Here is an 18,577-nt window from a genome sequence, read left to right as displayed (position 1 = left end):
CCGATCGCCGATGGGGCGGACTGTTTGGACGGATCCGTGTGAGTTGTTCTACCCGGTTCAGTGGGTGGCGAGTAGCTCCATGAGGTGTGCTTCGACGAGGGAGGGGCGGACCTGTCGTCGGCCGGGTCGGGGTGGTCGGACGTCGATGACGTGGCTGACTGTCGCCCATGAGCGGCGTGCGTCGTCGTGGGTGTGGCCGTCTGGGCGTGGTTGATCGCCGGGCCGGGTTGGTGGTCCGTGGATGTCGTTGCGCACGGTGCTGAGGTGGTGTGCGAACCGCCTGGGTATGTCGGGTCGGCGGTTGAGGCGTTCGGGGTTGGGTGGTGCGCCGGGTTCGGCGTTCAACCGCCAGAGGCAGCGGCCTTCGTCGGGTCCGGACCGGACGATGCGGGTGGTGTATTGGCCGGGCTTGTCGCCGACCATGCGGTTGTGGCGTGGGCAGGCGGGGGCGAGGTCGTCGATGTCGGTGAGCCCACCCTTCGCCCAGTCCTTGTGTGCGTGATGCATGTCGACGTGGGTGGCGGGCTGATCGCAACCGGGTGCCGAGCACACTTCACCGTCGGGGCGGGCAAACGACGCCAGGCGTTGTTCGCGGGTGGCCAGACGCTTACCGCGCCCGAAGTGCAACGGGACGGTGGTGTGGTCTTTGAAGATCGCCAACCACGGCTGGATGTCGGCGGCCATCGCGATCAGGTCCGGGATGGGCAGCAGGGTGCCGGTGGCGGTGGTGGCGAGGCCGGCTTCGCGGACGAGGTCGGAGAGGTCGGCTTTGACGATCAGTTGCACGGGCAGGCCGCGATGCGAGGTGCCGAGTGTGCCGTCAGCAAATTTGGCGGCCAGTGCGGCGTCGAGGGCGTCGTGATTGGTCTGGGCGGGGGTGCGGCCGTCGCGGTCGGCGGCGGCTGTCAGGGTGTCGGGGTCGGCGGTGCCGGCCGGGCCTTGGGGCGAGTGGGGGTCGTCGGGGTTGTTGAGTCCGGGTTTGCCCCAGACGGCGAACATCATCGTCAGCCGGGCGTGGAGTTCGGGAGTGAGGGTGCCCGATATTTTGGCGGTGCCGTCGGCGCGTTGCCGGCCGATCCACAGGCCGCGGCGTCGTTTCTGGTCCGAATCGTCGGCGAGGGTGCCGTCGGGGTCGAGGTGAGCGAGCAGCCGGGCACCGAGTTGGGTGATGTCAGCAGGTGTGTGGTCGGCGGCGATCTCGGCCATCTGTCGTTCGGCGGCGACCTTGATGTCGTGGTCGATGGCGACTGGGATGCGGTCGAGGACATCCAGGGCGGCCTGCACGTGTCCGGAGCCGACCGCTCCTGCGGCGAACGCTTCAGCGAGGCACGGATGTTCGGGCTCCAGGATGTCGCCGCCGAGGCTGGTCCGGTGGGTGGTGGCGTCCATCTGCTTGCGGCGCCGCATCGGGTTGGAGACCCGCAGCCGGTGGGTCATGTACTGCATGAGTGTTCGGCAGCCGGTCTTGCGGGGGAGGTCTCGGGCCTCGGCCTGATCGATCTGCCGGTCACCGGCCACGGTCAGCCGGGCGATCGCTTTCTCGGTGTCGGCCGCCAGATCAGCCAATTCGGCATCGGTACACGGCGCCAGGTCCACGGTCTGCAACTCGTCGAGGATGCGGTGGAGGTCGGCCACCAACTCGACGGCACGCGGTAGCGGCGTCGTGGTCTCGTCAGACATGGTCACCTCCCCCGAGAACCGTTGCTGCGAATGTACGTTCGAGTGTACACGGCCATCGGTCGCCGTCAATACCAAAAATGTTGTCGTGCAACAGAACTGAGCGCCTACATCTTGTCGGTGTCGTGTGATAGGCGTCCGCCGCGTGTCGTGGCCGTGCTCGCCGTGTATCGGGCCGTACCCGGATGCACCCTGCTGCTCGTTGGTGTGCGACGGTCGCAGTCAAGCGAGGGCCAGATCTACCGAGGCCCGGCAGCGGCCCGGGTGGTCCCCACTCGCCTCCTGTGGTCTCGTCGGCCGGCGGTTTCCGCGATACCCGGCTGCTGTCGGGCACAACGCGGGCGCCGCGTCGCGGGTCCCAGCGCCCGGTGGGGGCGCATCCCGGGCCGTCGGCGGCCCGTTCGCTCTCGGCGTAGACGGCGGGGAACACAGCCCCGGCCTGCGCAGTTGTACTGTGCACATCCCCGCCGCATCGGTGGATCGATGCACCCTGCGCAGGCGTTAACTGCAGGTGCACCCGAGACGACCTCTAGAGTGGAAGCAGGCTGGTCGTCGTCTATCCGCACCGGTTGTCCTCTGGGACCTCCGAGGTGGTCTCCGCGGCGGCCGGGGCGCTAGCAATGTGAGGGAGAACAATGTTCGAACGGTTCACCGACCGCGCGCGTCGGGTTGTGGTTCTGGCCCAAGAAGAAGCGCGCATGCTCAACCACAACTACATCGGTACCGAGCACATCCTCCTCGGCCTCATCCACGAGGGCGAGGGCGTGGCGGCCAAGGCGCTCGAGTCGCTCGGGATCTCGCTCGAAGGGGTTCGCAGCCAGGTCGAGGAGATCATCGGCCAGGGCCAGCAGGCGCCGTCGGGACACATCCCGTTCACCCCGCGTGCCAAGAAGGTGCTGGAGCTCTCGCTGCGCGAGGCCCTGCAACTCGGCCACAACTACATCGGTACCGAGCACATCCTGCTCGGCCTGATCCGCGAGGGCGAGGGCGTCGCTGCCCAGGTGCTGGTGAAGCTCGGCGCCGACCTCAACCGGGTCCGCCAGCAGGTCATCCAGCTCCTGAGCGGATACCAGGGCAAGGAGCCGCAGGAGGCGGGCACCGGCGGTCGCAGCAGCGAGTCCGGCACCCCGTCGACCTCGCTGGTCCTCGACCAGTTCGGTCGTAACCTGACCGCCGCGGCCTCCGAGGGCAAGCTCGACCCGGTCATCGGCCGGGAGAAGGAAATCGAGCGCGTCATGCAGGTGCTCAGCCGCCGCACCAAGAACAACCCGGTGCTGATCGGTGAGCCCGGCGTCGGCAAGACCGCCGTCGTCGAAGGCCTGGCGCAGGCCATCGTGAACGGCAAGGTCCCCGAGACCCTCAAGGACAAGCAGCTCTACACCCTCGACCTCGGTTCGCTGGTTGCGGGCAGCCGCTACCGCGGTGACTTCGAGGAACGCCTCAAGAAGGTGCTCAAGGAGATCAACACCCGCGGCGACATCATCCTGTTCATCGACGAGCTGCACACGCTCGTCGGCGCAGGTGCCGCCGAGGGTGCCATCGACGCCGCAAGCATCCTCAAGCCGAAGCTGGCCCGCGGCGAGCTGCAGACCATCGGCGCGACGACCCTCGACGAATACCGCAAGTACATCGAGAAGGACGCCGCACTCGAGCGCCGCTTCCAGCCCGTGCAGGTGGGCGAGCCGTCTGTCGAGCACACCATCGAGATCCTCAAGGGCCTGCGCGACCGGTACGAGTCGCACCACCGCGTCTCGATCACCGACGGCGCGCTGGTCGCCGCCGCCACGCTGGCCGACCGCTACATCAACGACCGGTTCCTGCCGGACAAGGCGATCGACCTCATCGACGAGGCCGGCGCGCGCATGCGCATCCGCCGGATGACCGCGCCGCCAGACCTGCGTGAGTTCGACGACCGCATCGCCGATGCGCGCAAGGAGAAGGAAAGCGCGATCGACGCGCAGGACTTCGAGAAGGCCGCCAGCCTCCGCGACAAGGAGAAGCAGCTGGTCGCCGAGCGCGCCGAGCGCGAGAAGCAGTGGCGCAGCGGTGACATGGACGTCGTGGCCGAGGTCGACGACGAGCAGATCGCCGAGGTCCTCGGCAACTGGACCGGCATCCCGGTGTTCAAGCTCACCGAGGAGGAGACCACGCGTCTGCTCCGCATGGAGGAGGAGCTGCACAAGCGGATCATCGGGCAGGAGGACGCCGTCAAGGCGGTCTCGAAGGCGATCCGTCGTACCCGTGCCGGCCTGAAGGATCCGAAGCGGCCGTCGGGCTCGTTCATCTTCGCCGGTCCGTCCGGCGTCGGTAAGACCGAGCTCTCCAAGGCGCTGGCGAACTTCCTGTTCGGCGAGGACGACGCCCTCATCCAGATCGACATGGGCGAGTTCCACGACCGCTTCACCGCGTCGCGTCTGTTCGGTGCCCCTCCCGGGTACGTCGGCTACGAAGAGGGCGGGCAGCTCACCGAGAAGGTGCGCCGCAAGCCGTTCTCGGTGGTGCTGTTCGACGAGATCGAGAAGGCCCACTCGGAGATCTACAACACCCTGCTGCAGGTCCTCGAAGATGGTCGTCTGACCGACGGTCAGGGTCGCACGGTCGACTTCAAGAACACCGTGCTGATCTTCACCTCGAACCTCGGTACCTCGGACATCTCCAAGGCCGTGGGCATGGGCTTCTCGTCGAGCGACGGGACCCAGTCGAACTACGAACGGATGAAGCAGAAGGTCAACGACGAGCTCAAGAAGCACTTCCGCCCCGAGTTCCTCAACCGCATCGACGACATTGTCGTGTTCCACCAGCTCACGCGGGAAGAGATCATCCAGATGGTCGATCTCATGCTGACCCGCGTGGAGGGTGCGCTGAAGAACAAGGACATGGCTCTCGAGGTCACCGACCGCGCGAAGGCCCTGCTGGCCAAGCGCGGCTTCGATCCGGTGCTGGGTGCGCGTCCGCTGCGTCGCACCATCCAGCGCGAGATCGAGGACCAGCTCTCGGAGAAGATCCTGTTCGGCGACATCGCTCCCGGACAGATCGTCCTGGTCGACGTCGAGAACTGGGACGGCGAGGGCGACGGCGACGACGCCCGGTTCGTCTTCACCGGCTCGGAGAAGCCGCGCATGGTTCCCGACGCACCGGTCGAGCTCACCAAGGCCGGCGAGGCCGACGCGAGCTGAGCGCAGCCCGTCTGAGCTGATCTGACACCAGCGGCGGCGTCACCCGACAGGGTGGCGCCGCCGTTGTGTTGTGCCCGGCTGGTGCGCGGTTCCGCGGATTGACACAGCCGACGCGGAGTGTCCCAGCGCCCGATAGCATCGATCTGTGACGAGCGATACATCAGAGGTCGGGCGCAAGTCCCGACAGGACCAGCCCACCATCACCGTCGAGCGAGATGGGGAGATCGCGATCTTCCGGCTCAATCGACCCGACCGGCTCAACGCCTTCACCATGCAGATGGGGGAGGAACTGCGGGCCGCGTTCGACGACACCGACGCTGACGACTCCGTTCGTGCCGTCGTGCTGACCGGCAACGGCCGCGCGTTCTGCGCCGGCGCCGATCTCGAGGCGGGCGGGTCCACGTTCGACGCCTCGTCGGTGGTGGACTCAGACGAGGTTCCAGCGGACGAGGGCGGGAAGTTGACGCTGCGGATGTTCGCCTCGCTCAAGCCGATCGTGGTGGCGGTGAACGGTCCGTCGGCCGGCGTCGGCGTCACGATGACGCTGCCCGCCGACGTCCGGATCGCCTCGGAGGACGCGAAGTTCGGGTTCGTCTTCGCCGCCCGCGGCCTGGTGCCCGAAGCCGCGTCGAGCTGGTTCCTGCCGCGGCTCGTCGGGTTGCCGACCGCACTGCAGTGGACGATCGGCGCGAAGATGGTGCCCGTCGCCGAAGCCCATGAACGCGGGCTGATTCAGCAGGTGGTCCCCAAAGACCAGGTGCTCGAGACCGCGATCGCCGTCGCCCGCGAGATGACCGCGAACAGCGCCCCCGTCTCGGCGGCGCTGACCCGACAGCTGTTGTGGCGGATGGCCGGTGCGCCCAGTCCGCTCGATGCCCACCACGCCGACTCGAAGGCGATCTTCTACCGCGGGCAGTCCGGTGACGTGTACGAAGGCGTCATGTCGTTCCTGGAGAAGCGTCCGGCGACCTACCCCAACACCGTGTCGGAAGATCTACCCGAGATCTTTTGATCACTCAGTCGAGGGTCCCGGCCTGAATGCCGATCTCGAGTACCACGAAGATCATCGCCAGCTGGATGGCGCAGCACCACGCAGCGGCCGGCCAGGCCGGGAGTCCTCGGCGCACGCGGCGGACGACGAGGGTCACCGACACCGCCACCAGCACCACGGCCGACCCGATGCCCACCCCGATGGCGACCTCGGTCCAGACCGGACTCCCGCACTCCTCGAAGGCGCACGCGTCGGTGACGAAGACCGTCAGGCCCGCGACGGCGATCGTGATCATCGCCAAGACGGCGTGCACCAGTCCCAGCACCACCGACGCGAACGCGGCGAGGGTCGACACGGGTGGCTGCGGAGGGGGATTCTCGGCGGTCTCCTCGGTGGGCATCCGCCGACGATAGCGTCGGACATTCTCCCGCGGGACCGGCGCGCGGTGAAAAACTCCTGCAAACAGCCCGTGTGAACTGGGTGAACATCCGAACACGCCGGACATAAACGGTGGCAGCGTCCATCGACCGCGGTTATCGTGGCGACAGAGCAGGCCCGACCAACGAGAGGAGGTGACGCAGATGTCGATGGGTGACAAGGCTTTCGCCGGCGAGTGGCGGACGGCCCCCTCCGACCGTCCGTGCGGACTGAAGTCCGACGGAAGGCCGGGACCGATCACATCACGCGTCACCAGCTCCTGAGGTCATGAACCTCGGTGGTCGGCGCACTCACTCGCCCACGCATCGAGGAGCTGTCATGACCATCTTCGTCACCAACGCCGGACTGCAGATCCTGGCGCGCGTCACGTGGCGTCGCGCCGCGGTTCTGTTGACCACCGAGGTCGCGCGGAACGTCGAGGGCACGCCGCTGGTCCGCGTCGTCCATTCGCCGACGCTGTCCCTGCCGATCCACAAGGTGGTGGCGATCAAGCGAGATGCCTACCGCCCGTTCGCCGGTAAGACGATGGACTCCTACGCGTCGAACGCAACCATCCTGCGGCGCGATCAATGGATCTGCGCCTACTGCGACGGTCCCGCCGACACCGTCGACCACATCGTCCCGGTCTCGCAGGGTGGGCCGAGCACATTCGGAAACCAGGTCGCGGCGTGCAAGTCCTGCAACGGTTTCAAGGCCAACCGGACGCCGCGCAAGGCGGGGATGGCCCTACGGCACGCCCCGTTCGTCTACGACCCCTGGGCCGCGGACCAGAAAGAGGTGTGGGAGATGTTCATCCTGCATCCGAAGACGGACTAGACGTTCGATCCGTTGCCGCCCCTGCCATCAGGTCGGCAACGGGTCGGCGCCACGTTCCGCGAGCAGCATCGTCATCAGACCGATCTCGTCGCCCTGGTCGCCGATCATCATGAGTGCGAGGTCCTTCGTCGCGGAACCGGTCCGCTCGTCGTTGTATGCCGCCTGGGCCATCGACATCCCGCCACGGTGGTGCCGAATCATCAACTGCAGGAACAAGATCTCCGCCTCGCCGGGTGGCAGGGTGGAGAGACTGCCGATCTCGTCGATACTCGCCATGCCGGGCATCGGCCGAGGGGATTCGTCGTGATGGGTGCCCTCGTGGTGAGGGTCTCCGCCGGACATCCAGGACATCGGCTCCGGCGCGGTCACCGGTTCGTCGAACCACAGCAACCAGCCACGCATCGTCGCGGTCTCCGCGGTCTGCGTGTGGACGATCCGGTCGGCGAGGCCGCGGATCTGCGGCGCGACTCCGGGCACCGCACCGATCGTTCGCGACATGAGGATCGCCTGGTCGTGGTGCGCCGACATGTCCTGCGCGAAGCCGATGTCGGACACGCTCATCGCGGATGAGTCGTGATCGCGTCCCTGCCACACCGCCCCGACGACGACACCCATGGTGACGAGCAGGGCCGCGGTCACGCCGAGGACCATCGCGCGCACCAGCGGGACGCCGAGGCGAGAAGCGCTCATCCGATCGAGGAGTTCTGGTCCGGCGGTGGCGTGTACACCGCGGGACTCAACCGCAACACCTGGAAGCCGCCGTCGGAACAGGTGACCCGCAGCTCGTTTCCGCGGAACTCGGGTGGGGACATGCACCAGTCCGTCGACATGTCACCGCCGACGATCATCCCGCTACGTGGACCGACCATCTCGTTCAACCGGACCTTGCCGTTCGCGATCGACATACCGAGGCTGAGGAATTCGACGGCGGGCAAGCCCATCAGCGAGCCGACGACGTGCGGCGAGTTGGGCGACTCCGCGATCGTGGTGCCCTTGCGGGCAGGCGGGTTGTAGTAGGCGATCTCGCGAATCCGGTCGAAGTCGCGGATGTCGAAGACCCGGATACCCGACGATTCCCAGCCGCACGCGAGCGCGGTGGGATCGGTCGCTCGGTCCACCGTGCAGTAGTGCGGATTGCTGCTGAACAGCGACCCGCCGGTCGACGACCGCAGATTGGTGTCGAGGTGCTCGGGGAGATTGATCTCGAGTTTGATCTGCGCGGTGTACCGGGGCTTGTTCACCCGCGTCACGTCGAAGATCTTGACGCCGCCCGAACCTGCTTCGTCGGCGGTGACGATGTGGGGCCGGCCCCGGTAGGTGATCGGGATCGAGTGCTGGTTCAGCTGGCCGTCCGGCCAGAGATAGGCCGCGGTGTGCGGGACCTGCGGGTGCGGCCGCCGCTCCTGGACGTCGCTGACGTCGAGCACCGTCACACCCGCCATGTTGGACAGGTACATCCGGTTGCCGTCCGGGGACATGCCGAACCCGTGCCCGAGGAACGAGTGCAGACCCTGCCAGATCACGCGGGGCGACCGGGGATCGGCGATGTCGATGGCGCTGAGGTGCCCGGGGAACACCCCGGACGCCCAGTAGGTGCGGCCGTCGGGGGAGAAGCCGCCCTCGTGCGAGGTGAACGGCAAAGGCGTCGTCGTGCCCGGACCCGTGTTGAGGAGTCTGGGGCGGGTGCAGTCGGAGATGTCGTATACGGCGAAGAACCCGCCGCCCCAGAGCAACGGCACCGACGTGGCGGCCAGGAGCTTGCGTTCTTTGTTGACCTTCAGCGTCTCCCACGTGCCGCCGCGCATCGCCGGATCCGTCAGGGACCCGACGACTCGCGGCGCGCTCGGGTCGGATGCGTCGATGACCTGTACGCCCGGCGGGTTCACCCAGTTGTTTCCAGGGAACAGGCTGCCGGTGTAGCTGCAGTGCTCGAAGTTGGCCGAGACGATCCCGCCGCCGGCACCGCGGACACCGCCGATCCGCGTGATGTTGCAGCGGTAGCCGCGCATGCTCCGCCCGGACAGACGATCTTCGGCGCTGACATCACCCTGCAGGCCGGGTTCGGGGAGTGAGCCCGGCCCGCAGTCCGCTTGGGGAACCGCGACCTCTGAGATGTCGGAAAAATAGTGGTTGGCAGCGCCGGCCGGTGCCGCCACCAGCATCGTCGAGAGAAGTGTCGCGCCGGCCAGGAGGCAGGTGACGGCATGGCGACGGCGGCGCCGGCGGACCCCCGAACGGGCCGTGTGTCGCGCGTCGAACCGAGTAGGCATCATCGCATCCCCCGATCGTGATCTGAGACACGCTAGTGGGCGAGCCGAGACGACATCGGCGAATCGTCGAATCCGAGCGGACGAACAGAGCCGGCCCGGGGTCTCCGGGCCGGCTCGTGTCGGGTGCAGGTTGCGGCAGACGTCAGACGGCGTCGCCGCCGTCGATGCTGCCGAAGTCGCCGACCTCGACGTTTCCTTCGTCGTCGACGGCGGTGTCGAAGGTGCCGTCGCCGTCGGTGTCGGCGACGGCGATGTCGGTGAGGCCGTCGGCGTCGGTGTCGGCTTCGATGATGTCGATCTCGCCGTCGGCATTCGTGTCGTAGGCGATGGAGTCGGCCTGGCCGTCGCCGTCGGTGTCGAGGATGGCGTCGGTGGTGCCGTCACCGTCGACGTCGGTGAGTGCGGCGTCGACGGCTCCGTCGCCATCGGTGTCGATGAGAACGGCGTCGGCGGGGATCTCGGTGCTCATTGGTATGTCCTTCCAAGTGGGGTGAGTGCTTCTGGGCGGTTCATGTACTTGGAGGCGACGTCGAGGACGAATGTTCCCGGGGTGCCGGGAGTCGTTCGGATGACCGATCCGGCGACCGACTACCGTTTGGTCTCGTATCACTCGACTTCGGAGGTTCACTGTGCAACAGATCGGCGTCATCGGCGGAGGCACCATGGGAGCGGGCATCGCGGAGGTGTGTGCGAAGGCCGGCAGCGATGTCGTGATCGTGGAGGTCAAGCAGGAGTTCGCCGACGCCGCGCGGGCGCGGGTGGAGAAGTCGCTGGCCAAGGCGGTCAGCAAGAACAAGCTGGCGCAGGACGACGCCGACGCCGCCCTCGGACGTCTGCGGGTGACGACCGACTACGCCGACCTCGCCGATCGCGACCTGGTGATCGAGGCGGCGCCCGAGATCGAGGAGCTCAAGCGGCAGATCTTCGCGAACCTCGACGAGGCGACCGGTGCCGACACCATCCTCGCGACCAACACGTCGTCGATCCCGATCATCAAGGTCGCGACCGCGACCAAGACCCCCGAACGCGTTGTCGGCGTGCACTTCTTCAACCCGGTGCCGGTGATGCCGCTGGTCGAGATCATCTCCACGCTGACCACCGCGCCGGAGACGGCCGACGCCGTGAGCGCATACGTCACCGACACCCTCGGCAAAACCGCGGTCCGCGCGGGTGACCGTTCCGGCTTCATCGTCAACGCGCTGCTCATCCCGTACCTGTGCCAGGCCATCCGGATGTTCGATTCGGGCTACGCCTCGGCCGAGGACATCGACCTCGCGATGAAGGGTGGCTGCGGCTACCCGATGGGGCCGCTCACCCTGCTCGACACCATCGGCCTCGACGTGACGCTCTCCGCCGCGGAGTCGCTGTACGCGGAATTCGCCGAACCCCATTACGCGCCGCCGGCGCTGCTGCGTCGCATGGTCGACGCGGGACGCCTCGGACGGAAGACCGGTCGCGGTTTCTACACCTACTGACAGCTGATCGCCGACGCCGAACCCCGGCTCACCTTCGGGTGAGCCGGGGTTCGTCGTATGAGGGGTCCTCCACGCGGGGATTGTCGGCCGTCGTGTGCCCCGCTAAGCTGGCAGCAATCAGACAACAAGTGTTATCAGAATGGGTGGGGTCATGACGCAATCCGACGAGCGGATGTCGCGGGTGGAGATGGACAACATCGACAGCAGCTTCTTCGCGCGCTCGCTGCTCTCGATGGGACAGACGATGAGCACGACGAACGTCATCATGCAGCTCGCCAATCCGGCGGTCGGCTACGGTGTCGCACACAGCAAGGTCGAGAACGGGCGGCTCGACAAACATCCGGTCAAACGCGCACGGACCACCGCGTCGTATCTGGCGGTCGCGATCCTCGGCAACGCCGACGACCGGCGCCGGTACCGGCATGCCGTCAACCGCCAGCACGCGCAGGTGCGCTCGGACGAGAACAGTCCCGTGGAGTACAACGCGATGAACATCGACCTGCAGCTCTGGGTCGCGGCGTGCCTCTACTTCGGGTGGGAGGACATCTACGAGCGTGTCCACGGACCGCTGCAGGGTGCGGATCGCGAGAAGTTCTACCAGCAGGGCAAGGTCTGCGGGACGACGCTGCAGATGCCGGCCGAGGCGTGGCCCGCCACGCGCGACGAGTTCACCACCTACTGGGACGACCAGGTCTCGCGCATCGAGATCAGCGACGAGATCCGGGACTTCCTGCTCGACATCGCCAATTTCGGTTACGCGCCGGAACGCATCCAGGAGAAGTACGGTCCGGTCAAACTGCGCCGGACCATCGGCTATCTGCCGCAGCCGTTCCGCGACGCACTCCGGGTCGAGTGGACCGACGAAGATCAGAAATGGTTCGACGGCTACGTCGGCCGGCTGGTGGAGAAGGAGCGTCGCACTCCGCTGTGGGTGTCGCAGTTGGGTTTCCGGCTCCTGCTGGCTGATGTCCGGCTCCGGGTGAAGATGGGGCGGCCGCTCGTCTAGGACGCGGTACCGCTCCGGCGTGCGGCCAGGAAGGCGAGCGACCCGGCGGCCAGGCACGCGACGGCTCCGACCGCGAGACCGACACGCGCACCGAATGTCTCGATGATCGCGCCGACGATCGGGCCGCCGATGGGCGTCGAGCCCATGAACGCCACCGACCACAACGCCATCACCCGGCCCCGCATCCGCGGTTCGGAATTGAGCTGCAGGGTCGCGTTTCCCGTCGACATGAAGGTGACACTCAACCAGCCGACCCCGAAGAGCGCGCAGATCGCCGTCGGGAGGTTCGGGGCGAGTGCGGTCGCAGCGACGGCGACCCCGAAGCCGAAGGCCGCCAGCGTGAGTGGCCGCAATCCGGTGTTCCCGCGGGCCGCGACCACGAGTCCGCCGACGACCGCACCGACTCCCATCGCCGACGTCATGAAACCGAGGGCTTGTGGCCCGCCGTCGAACACGAAGTCCGCGGCGGCGGGCAGCGTGACCGGGAAGTTGTACGTCAGGGTCCCGACGAGTGCCATCGTGGCCAGCGGGATCCACAGCGCGGGGCGACTCCGGACGTATCGAAGACCCTCGCGCAGCTGACCTTTCGCGCGCGGAACCGGTGATTCCGCGGTGATCTTCGACGAGTCGAGCGCGAGCAGCGACGCGACCACGGCGATGAAGCTGACCGCGTTGATCGCGAAGCATAGACCCGAACCGACGAGGGCCAGGATCACCCCGGCCACCGCCGGACCCACCGCGCGAGCGGCGTTCACCATGACCGAGTTGAGTGTGACCGCGTTGCGGATGAGGTCTTTGCCGACGATCTGATGGATGAACGCCTGCCGCGCCGGCTGTTCGAAGGCGTGCCCGAGCCCGAGCATCACCGCCAGCACGCCGACGTGCCAGACCTGCACCACCCCGGTGAGGGTGATGGCGGCGAGCGCCGCGGCCAGCAGCCCCATCATCGACTGCAGGACGATGAGCAGGCGTCGGCGGTCGACGCGGTCGGCGATCACGCCCGCGTAGGGCCCGATGAGCAGGACCGGAAGCGCCTGCAGGGCGACGATGAGTCCCAGGACGGACGCCGACCCGCTCAGCGTCAGCACGAGCCACGCCTGCGCCGTCGCCTGCATCCACGAACCCGTCATCGAGACGGCCATACCGGCGTAGAACAGGCGGTAGTTGGGAATGCGCAGCGAGGCGAACATGCTGTTCCGCCCGGCGTCTCCGGGGCGCCGACCGTCCGGTTCGCGCTCCCGCGGTTCGTCTCCGATCTCGGGAACACGGTCGTCGGTCATCGCCGACCATCGTAGGCGCGTGCGCCTCCACCCAGGGGCCCGCCTCCAGTAACGTCGGCGGGATGACGCAGACGGTGATCGTGTCGGGCGGGACGGGCGGCCTGGGGTCGGCGGTCACCCGCACGTTGCTCGACGACGGATGGCGCGTGGTGGTGCCCGGGCGCACCGAAGCCGGGTTGTCACGCCTCCCGGAATCGGACCGGTTGGTCGGTGTGCACGCCGACCTCTTCGACGAGGCGTCGGTCGCCGAGGTCGTGGCGATCGCCACGAGCGACGCGTCGGCGCCGGTGACCGCGGTGGTGAACCTGGTGGGCGGGTTCGCGATGGGGGAGCGGGTCGACGCGACGCCGGTCGACGAGTTCGAGCGACTGCTCCGGCTCAACCTGCGGCCGCTGTATCTGCTGTCCGCGGCGGCCATTCCGAGGATCATCGAGGCCGGCGGCGGGTCGATCGTCGGGGTGTCGGCGAAGGCGGCGTTCGCACCCTTCTCCGGTGCGGCCGGGTACATCACGTCGAAAGCTGCGGTGTGGGCGTTCATCAGTGCGCTCGCCGCCGAGTACAAGTCCGACGGCATCCGGGCCAATGCGATCCTGCCGTCGGTGATCGACACCCCGGGCAACCGCGCTAGTCAGCCGGATTCGTCGCGGGCGGGCTGGGTGTCGCCGGAATCGATCGCGCAGACGATCTCGTTCCTGGTCTCCGACGCCTCGAGTGCGATCACCGGCGCGCAGGTCCCCGTGCCGGGCGTCGGCTGAGTTCCACGCGATCAGCGGATCGGACGCACAGTCGACGGGTTGTGAAAGCTGTTGGGGTGCTGATGATCAGGTGCCGGTGGTCGCGCGACCCGGCCGCGCGTGCACATAGGCTTCGACGACGGTGCGCATCACCGGTTTTCCGTCACCGTTGCGCAGCTCCGCCGACGAGGTGACCAGAGCGCGGGCACGGTCATCGAACTCGATCGCGTCGATGACGGTCGACCCGGTGAGGGTGTCGCCGGGGCGGACGGGACGCAGGAATTCGACGTCGCCCAGTCGCTTGCCCGCGATCACCCGCCAATTGTTCAGCACGCCGGTGACATTGAGCCTCTGGTAGATCGACATCGTGTGCAACCCACTGGCGATCAGCCCGCCGTAGGGGCCGCGTTCGGCAACGGCCTTGTCCACGTGGAAGTCCTGCGGATCCCATGCGCGGGCGAAGTCGAGCAGTTCGTCTTCGCTGACGTGATGCGTGCCGAACTCGAAGATCTGGCCCACGGACAGGTCATCGGCCCACAAGCGGTCCGATGCGTCGCTCACCTCAGGTCTGCCGCGATCTTCGGCCAGGTGGTCTCGAGGTCGCGTTCCCAGTAACCCCAGGAGTGGGTGCCGCTCGGCCGGAAGGTGACCTCGTGCGGCACCTTGAGCGCCCGCATGCGCGACACCATCTGCTTGGTGCACTCGTTGACCGCGGCCTCGATGATGCCGCCGATGACCATCTGGTTGGCCAATGTCAGCGGATCGCCGGCGACCAGCGGTGCCTCGAGCCGGTCGAACTGTCCGGGCATGCCGGTGCCGCTGGTCATGTAGACCTTGGTGCCGCGCAGCTTGTCCGCGTGGATGTACGGGTCGTTGTCCCGCCACCCGGCCGAATTGACCGGTCCCCACATGTTGTTCAGGTTGCCCTGCCCGCGGTCGGCGACGACCATCCGGATGTAGGCCTGTCCCACCGGGTCGCTGGTACGCGCGCACCCGCTGTAGGCGGCGGCTGACCGGTAGAGCTTCGGTGCGGCGATCGCGAGGTTGAGCACCGACGTCCCGGCCATCGAGATCCCGGCGATCGCGTTGACCTTGGTGGTGTCGAATTCCTTGTCCACCAGCGGCGGGAGCTCCTTGGTGAGGAACGTCGTCCACTTGTTGCGGCCGAGTACCGGATCGTCGTGCTGCCAGTCGGTGTAGTAGGAGAACGCGCCGCCGATCGGTGTGACGACGTTGACCTCTTTGTCGGAGAAGAACTTCGCATACTGGGTCTTGGCCGCCCAGGTAGCCGAGTCCTCGCCGCCGCCGGCGCCGTTGAGCAGGTAGAGCGTGGGGCGCGGCTTGGTGGTGTCCTTGGGGCGCAACACGTTGACGGGGATGAGTTTGCGCATCGCCGCCGAGTAGACGATGAGTGTCGACTGCTGGGCGGAGTCGTGGACCACGGTGTCGATGCGAGCGCGATCGGGATCGGGGGTGGGCTCGGCCAGCGCGGCCGGAGCCCATCCGGCGGTCGCGACCGCAACGGCACATCCGACGACGCACAGTCGTCGCAACCAGGAGGATCGCACCACTAGCCCCTTCGGTTAACAGAATTCTCAGACGTAACAAAGGTAGCCGAGTTCGAGTGGCGCTCCCAAGTCGAGAAGGTGCTCGTCACCCAGTTGTGACGTCACGTTCGAGGGGAGAACCCGATTACTTGACGCGATCCTTGAGCAGGAGCCGGACGGTGAGTTCGAGCCGGTTCGTGACGTCGGTCGCCGACGCGCGACGGGTCAGCCACTGCACCAGGTTCGACATCCACACATCGGAGAGGACGCGCGCGATCGCGAGATCTTCCTCGGTGGGTTCGCCGTCGTCGACGATCGCTCCGGCGAGGAGCCGGTCGATGATCCCGGCGACCTGGTCGACCTCGGCGGTCGCCGACGCGTCGGCGAACATGAACGCACGCGTCATCGCCTCGGTGAGAAGCGGATCGCGTTGCATGGCGAAGGTGATCATGTCCAGGACATGACGGAGGCGGTCGATCGCGGTGTCGCCGCGCAACTGCGAACGATCGACCTTCGACTCGACTCGCTCGAACTCGCGGGCGAGCGCGGTGACGAGAAGGTGGACCTTCGACGGGAAGTAGCGGTACAGCGTCCCGACGGCGACGTCGGCCTTGTCGGCGACGGTGCGCATCTGCACGGCGTCGTATCCGCCCTTGGACGCCAGCGCGAGGGTGGCGTCGAGGATGCGGCGGCGGCGTTCGCGCTGCGCGGTGGAGCCGGCTTCGGGCGAGGCGGCCGGCGCCGCAGCCCCGTTGGGGGCGTCGACCGCGGCGTTGCCGGGTGCAGAACGGGCCATGTGCTCTCGAACATCCTCACGTGATCAAACGTCTCAATGGGTGGATCGTGGGTGGCTACCCGATCCAAGTACACCCATGGCATATTAGAACAGGTTCTAATTATTCGTCACAACTCGACATACAGGGATTGCCAGTGACAATCGCCACGTCTTCCGAGCAGATCGCGGTCCGTGACAGCATCGCGTCCTGGGCGCGCTCCACCAGTGTGACCGACATCGTGCGGTCCGACCTCGACAAGCCGAGCGACCAGTGGACCGGTCTATTTTCGCAGATCGCCGATCTGGGCGTGTTCGCCGCAGCGGTCCCCGAGGCGTCCGACGGTCTCGGTGCGAGTTTCCTCGACGTGGCCGCCATGCTCGAGCAGTGCGGGGTCGATCTCGTCCCCGGCCCGCTCGGTCCGACGGTGACCGCGGCGATCGCGCTGGCGGTTCGCCGTTCAGATTCGGCGCAGGGTGACGACGACCCGGGTGCCGCGCTGTTGGCGGAGGTGCTGGCCGGATCGGTGCCGGTGGTTACGCCCGCGACGAGCCACGCCGGGACGGGTCTCGTCCTGGCCGACGGCGAACTCGACCTCGGGCTCGTCGCCGGCTACGTCGAGGGCTGTGCCGTGCTGGTCGAATTCGGGACCGACGATCGGGAACGGTCCTGGTGGATCATCCCGCCGGGTGCGGGAGTCGCCGACGTCACGCCGCAGACCCCGCTCGACGGAACCGCGTCGGTCAGCCACGTGACCCTGTCCGGGGTCGCCGTCGAGGACCTCGTCGAACTGGGCGACGGGACGTTCGTCGCGGGCCTCTTGTCGGCGACGCTGGCCGCCTATCAGAGCGGCGTCACCCGGTGGGCCCTCGACGCCGCCGTCGACTACGCGAAGGTCCGCACCCAGTTCGGCGTGCCGATCGGATCGTTCCAGGCGATCAAGCACATCTGCGCCGAGATGCTGTGCCGCAGCGAACGCGTCACCGCGGTCGCGTGGGATGTCGCCGGCGCGGTCGACGACGTGCTCGCGGCCGGGACGGGGGACGAGCTCGCTCCGGCGCTCGAGCAACTCGAGATCAGCAGGCTGGCGGCCGACGTCGTGGTGGGCCGCGACCCGGTCGCCAACACCAAGGACTGCGTTCAGGTCCTCGGCGGCATCGGGTTCACCTTCGAGCACGACGCTCACCTGTATCTGCGCGCCGCACTCGCCGCGCAGGCGTCGCTCGCGAACGCGTCGTCGCACGCCGCCGCTCTTGCCCGGCTCGGGCTCGCGGGGGCGCGGCGACGCTTCCGCCTCGACCTCTCGCAGGTCGAGGACCGTCGCGACGAGGTCCGCACCACCGTCGCGAGGATCGCCGACGCCGAACCCGATGATCGTCGCCGTCTCCTCGCCGAGACCGGCTACCTGACCCCGCACTGGCCGGCGCCGCACGGTCTGGGGGCGGATGCCGCGATGCAGTTGCTGATCGACACCGAGCTCGAGGTGGCCGGGATCGAGCGGCCCGACCTGGTGATCGGCGCATGGGCGATCCCGACGATCCTGGAACACGGCACCGACGCGCAGCGCGAGCGGTTCGTCGCCCCGACGCTGGCCGGTGACATCGTGTGGTGCCAGCTGTTCTCCGAACCCGAGGCCGGCTCGGACCTGGCCGCGTTGCGCACACGGGCGGACCGGGTCGACGGCGGCTGGCGCCTGGACGGTCAGAAGATCTGGACCTCGCAGGCACACAACGCCCAGTGGGCGATCTGCCTCGCGCGCACCGATCCCGAGGCGCCGAAGAACAAGGGCATCACCTACTTCCTCGTCGACATGGGTTCGCCGGGCATCGACATCCGGCCGCTGCGCGAGCTCTCCGGGCGGGCCAACTTCAACGAGGTCTTCCTCGACGGTGTGGTCGTGCCGGATGACTGTGTCGTCGGCGAGATCAACGGCGGCTGGCGGCTGGCCCGCACCACCCTCGCGAACGAGCGGGTGGCGATGGGCGGTACCGGCCTCGGCAAGGAGATGGAGTCGCTGCTCTCGCAGGTGCGGTCGATGGATCGGGAGCTGACCGCCGAGGAGCTAGCGTCGCTCGGCACCCAGCTCGCCGACGCCCACGTCGGCCGGGTCCTCGACGCGAGGGCGGCGACCAGGCAACTGGCCGGGCTCGACCCCGGTGCGTTGTCGAGCGTGCGCAAGCTGATCGGCGTCGAACATCGCCAATCGGTACCCGATCTCGCGCTGCGGCTCCTGGGGGTCGCGGGTCTGGCGGCGACCGAGGCGTCCGACGCGGTCCTGCAGAACCGCTGCCTCTCGATCGCGGGCGGCACCACTCAGATCCTGCGCACGGCCGCGGCGGAACGCATTCTCGGTTTGCCGCGGTAACCGGCTGCGGCGAAAGTGCCGAAACCGCA

Annotated in this window: 16 protein-coding genes; 7 read left to right on the top strand and 9 right to left on the bottom strand. The window is 67.7% G+C overall.

All coding sequences use genetic code 11. The features are described 5' to 3' along the window. Positions 1–57 precede the first annotated feature (57 nt). Positions 58–1,680, bottom strand: a complete 1,623-nt coding sequence (locus B1818_RS00345) for an HNH endonuclease signature motif containing protein (protein WP_078111959.1) — start codon at positions 1,678–1,680, stop codon at positions 58–60. A 632-nt stretch (positions 1,681–2,312) separates the two neighbouring features. Between B1818_RS00345 and B1818_RS00340 the strand changes: the two genes are divergently transcribed. Next, positions 2,313–4,853, top strand: a complete 2,541-nt coding sequence (locus B1818_RS00340) for an ATP-dependent Clp protease ATP-binding subunit (protein WP_058251205.1) — start codon at positions 2,313–2,315, stop codon at positions 4,851–4,853. A 145-nt stretch (positions 4,854–4,998) separates the two neighbouring features. Next, complete coding sequence (locus B1818_RS00335) at positions 4,999–5,865, top strand: enoyl-CoA hydratase-related protein (RefSeq protein ID WP_078111666.1); 867 nt, start codon at positions 4,999–5,001, stop codon at positions 5,863–5,865. A gap of 4 nt (positions 5,866–5,869) precedes the next feature. Here B1818_RS00335 and B1818_RS00330 read toward each other — a convergent pair whose 3' ends face one another. Continuing rightward, a complete protein-coding gene (locus B1818_RS00330; protein ID WP_078111665.1) occupies positions 5,870–6,244 on the bottom strand; it encodes a hypothetical protein in 375 nt (124 codons plus the stop codon). Between the two features lie 356 nt (positions 6,245–6,600). Here B1818_RS00330 and B1818_RS00325 point away from each other — a divergent pair, with 356 nt between their 5' ends. Then, entirely contained in the window at positions 6,601–7,098 is a 498-nt protein-coding gene (locus B1818_RS00325; RefSeq protein ID WP_058251202.1) for an HNH endonuclease, read from the top strand. A gap of 27 nt (positions 7,099–7,125) precedes the next feature. On the opposite strand, the gene B1818_RS00320 is transcribed toward B1818_RS00325, so the two are convergent. The 3 genes from B1818_RS00320 to B1818_RS00310 form a co-directional block, all read right to left on the bottom strand. Beyond that, positions 7,126–7,788, bottom strand: coding sequence for a DUF305 domain-containing protein (locus tag B1818_RS00320; RefSeq protein ID WP_078111664.1), 663 nt, complete (start codon positions 7,786–7,788; stop codon positions 7,126–7,128). Continuing rightward, positions 7,785–9,260: an LVIVD repeat-containing protein gene (locus B1818_RS00315; protein ID WP_176455877.1), complete on the bottom strand. Its 1,476-nt coding sequence runs from the start codon at positions 9,258–9,260 to the stop codon at positions 7,785–7,787. Before B1818_RS00315 ends, B1818_RS00320 begins: the two co-directional genes overlap by 4 nt. 250 nt (positions 9,261–9,510) lie before the next feature. Beyond that, the gene (locus B1818_RS00310; RefSeq protein ID WP_078111662.1) at positions 9,511–9,837 is read right to left on the bottom strand and encodes a hypothetical protein; all 327 of its coding nucleotides are present in this window, start codon (positions 9,835–9,837) and stop codon (positions 9,511–9,513) included. Positions 9,838–9,997: 160 nt separating this feature from the next. Here B1818_RS00310 and B1818_RS00305 point away from each other — a divergent pair, with 160 nt between their 5' ends. Both B1818_RS00305 and B1818_RS00300 read left to right on the top strand, forming a co-directional pair. Continuing rightward, complete coding sequence (locus B1818_RS00305) at positions 9,998–10,843, top strand: 3-hydroxybutyryl-CoA dehydrogenase (RefSeq protein ID WP_058251198.1); 846 nt, start codon at positions 9,998–10,000, stop codon at positions 10,841–10,843. A gap of 139 nt (positions 10,844–10,982) precedes the next feature. Next, on the top strand, positions 10,983–11,849 hold the full coding sequence (locus tag B1818_RS00300) for an oxygenase MpaB family protein (RefSeq protein WP_078111661.1): 867 nt from the start codon (positions 10,983–10,985) through the stop codon (positions 11,847–11,849). On the opposite strand, the gene B1818_RS00295 is transcribed toward B1818_RS00300, so the two are convergent. Then, positions 11,846–13,129, bottom strand: a complete 1,284-nt coding sequence (locus tag B1818_RS00295) for an MFS transporter (RefSeq protein ID WP_078111660.1) — start codon at positions 13,127–13,129, stop codon at positions 11,846–11,848. The two genes, B1818_RS00300 and B1818_RS00295, sit on opposite strands and share 4 nt — an antisense overlap. A gap of 62 nt (positions 13,130–13,191) precedes the next feature. Here B1818_RS00295 and B1818_RS00290 point away from each other — a divergent pair, with 62 nt between their 5' ends. After that, positions 13,192–13,884: an SDR family NAD(P)-dependent oxidoreductase gene (locus B1818_RS00290; protein ID WP_058251195.1), complete on the top strand. Its 693-nt coding sequence runs from the start codon at positions 13,192–13,194 to the stop codon at positions 13,882–13,884. Between the two features lie 66 nt (positions 13,885–13,950). Here B1818_RS00290 and B1818_RS00285 read toward each other — a convergent pair whose 3' ends face one another. From B1818_RS00285 to kstR, 3 genes are all read right to left on the bottom strand, one after another. Next, a complete protein-coding gene (locus B1818_RS00285) occupies positions 13,951–14,424 on the bottom strand; it encodes a MaoC/PaaZ C-terminal domain-containing protein (RefSeq protein ID WP_078111659.1) in 474 nt (157 codons plus the stop codon). Further along, positions 14,421–15,431, bottom strand: coding sequence for an alpha/beta hydrolase family protein (locus tag B1818_RS00280; RefSeq protein ID WP_058251408.1), 1,011 nt, complete (start codon positions 15,429–15,431; stop codon positions 14,421–14,423). The genes B1818_RS00285 and B1818_RS00280 overlap by 4 nt, the downstream gene beginning before the upstream one ends. A 124-nt stretch (positions 15,432–15,555) precedes the next feature. Then, the gene (gene kstR / locus B1818_RS00275; RefSeq protein ID WP_065629124.1) at positions 15,556–16,206 is read right to left on the bottom strand and encodes a cholesterol catabolism transcriptional regulator KstR; all 651 of its coding nucleotides are present in this window, start codon (positions 16,204–16,206) and stop codon (positions 15,556–15,558) included. Positions 16,207–16,340: 134 nt separating this feature from the next. On the opposite strand from kstR, the gene B1818_RS00270 reads away from it, so the two are divergent. Continuing rightward, entirely contained in the window at positions 16,341–18,548 is a 2,208-nt protein-coding gene (locus tag B1818_RS00270) for an acyl-CoA dehydrogenase (protein WP_078111658.1), read from the top strand. Positions 18,549–18,577: the final 29 nt, after the last annotated feature.

Source organism: Gordonia sp. IITR100 (assembly GCF_002009645.1).
Classification (GTDB): Bacteria; Actinomycetota; Actinomycetes; order Mycobacteriales; family Mycobacteriaceae; genus Gordonia; species Gordonia hongkongensis.
This window is presented reverse-complemented; position numbering and strand designations above follow the sequence as displayed.

What these genes read in the sequence shown, in the direction of transcription:
- B1818_RS00345 (WP_078111959.1), bottom strand. Translation starts at nt 1,680, where the DNA reads ATGTCTGACGAGACCACGACGCCGCTACCGCGTGCCGTCGAGTTGGTG.
- B1818_RS00340 (WP_058251205.1), top strand. Translation starts at nt 2,313, where the DNA reads ATGTTCGAACGGTTCACCGACCGCGCGCGTCGGGTTGTGGTTCTGGCC.
- B1818_RS00330 (WP_078111665.1), bottom strand. Translation starts at nt 6,244, where the DNA reads ATGCCCACCGAGGAGACCGCCGAGAATCCCCCTCCGCAGCCACCCGTG.
- B1818_RS00325 (WP_058251202.1), top strand. Translation starts at nt 6,601, where the DNA reads ATGACCATCTTCGTCACCAACGCCGGACTGCAGATCCTGGCGCGCGTC.
- B1818_RS00320 (WP_078111664.1), bottom strand. Translation starts at nt 7,788, where the DNA reads ATGAGCGCTTCTCGCCTCGGCGTCCCGCTGGTGCGCGCGATGGTCCTC.
- B1818_RS00315 (WP_176455877.1), bottom strand. Translation starts at nt 9,260, where the DNA reads ATGCTGGTGGCGGCACCGGCCGGCGCTGCCAACCACTATTTTTCCGAC.
- B1818_RS00310 (WP_078111662.1), bottom strand. Translation starts at nt 9,837, where the DNA reads ATGAGCACCGAGATCCCCGCCGACGCCGTTCTCATCGACACCGATGGC.
- B1818_RS00300 (WP_078111661.1), top strand. Translation starts at nt 10,983, where the DNA reads ATGGGTGGGGTCATGACGCAATCCGACGAGCGGATGTCGCGGGTGGAG.
- B1818_RS00295 (WP_078111660.1), bottom strand. Translation starts at nt 13,129, where the DNA reads ATGACCGACGACCGTGTTCCCGAGATCGGAGACGAACCGCGGGAGCGC.
- B1818_RS00290 (WP_058251195.1), top strand. Translation starts at nt 13,192, where the DNA reads ATGACGCAGACGGTGATCGTGTCGGGCGGGACGGGCGGCCTGGGGTCG.
- kstR (WP_065629124.1), bottom strand. Translation starts at nt 16,206, where the DNA reads ATGGCCCGTTCTGCACCCGGCAACGCCGCGGTCGACGCCCCCAACGGG.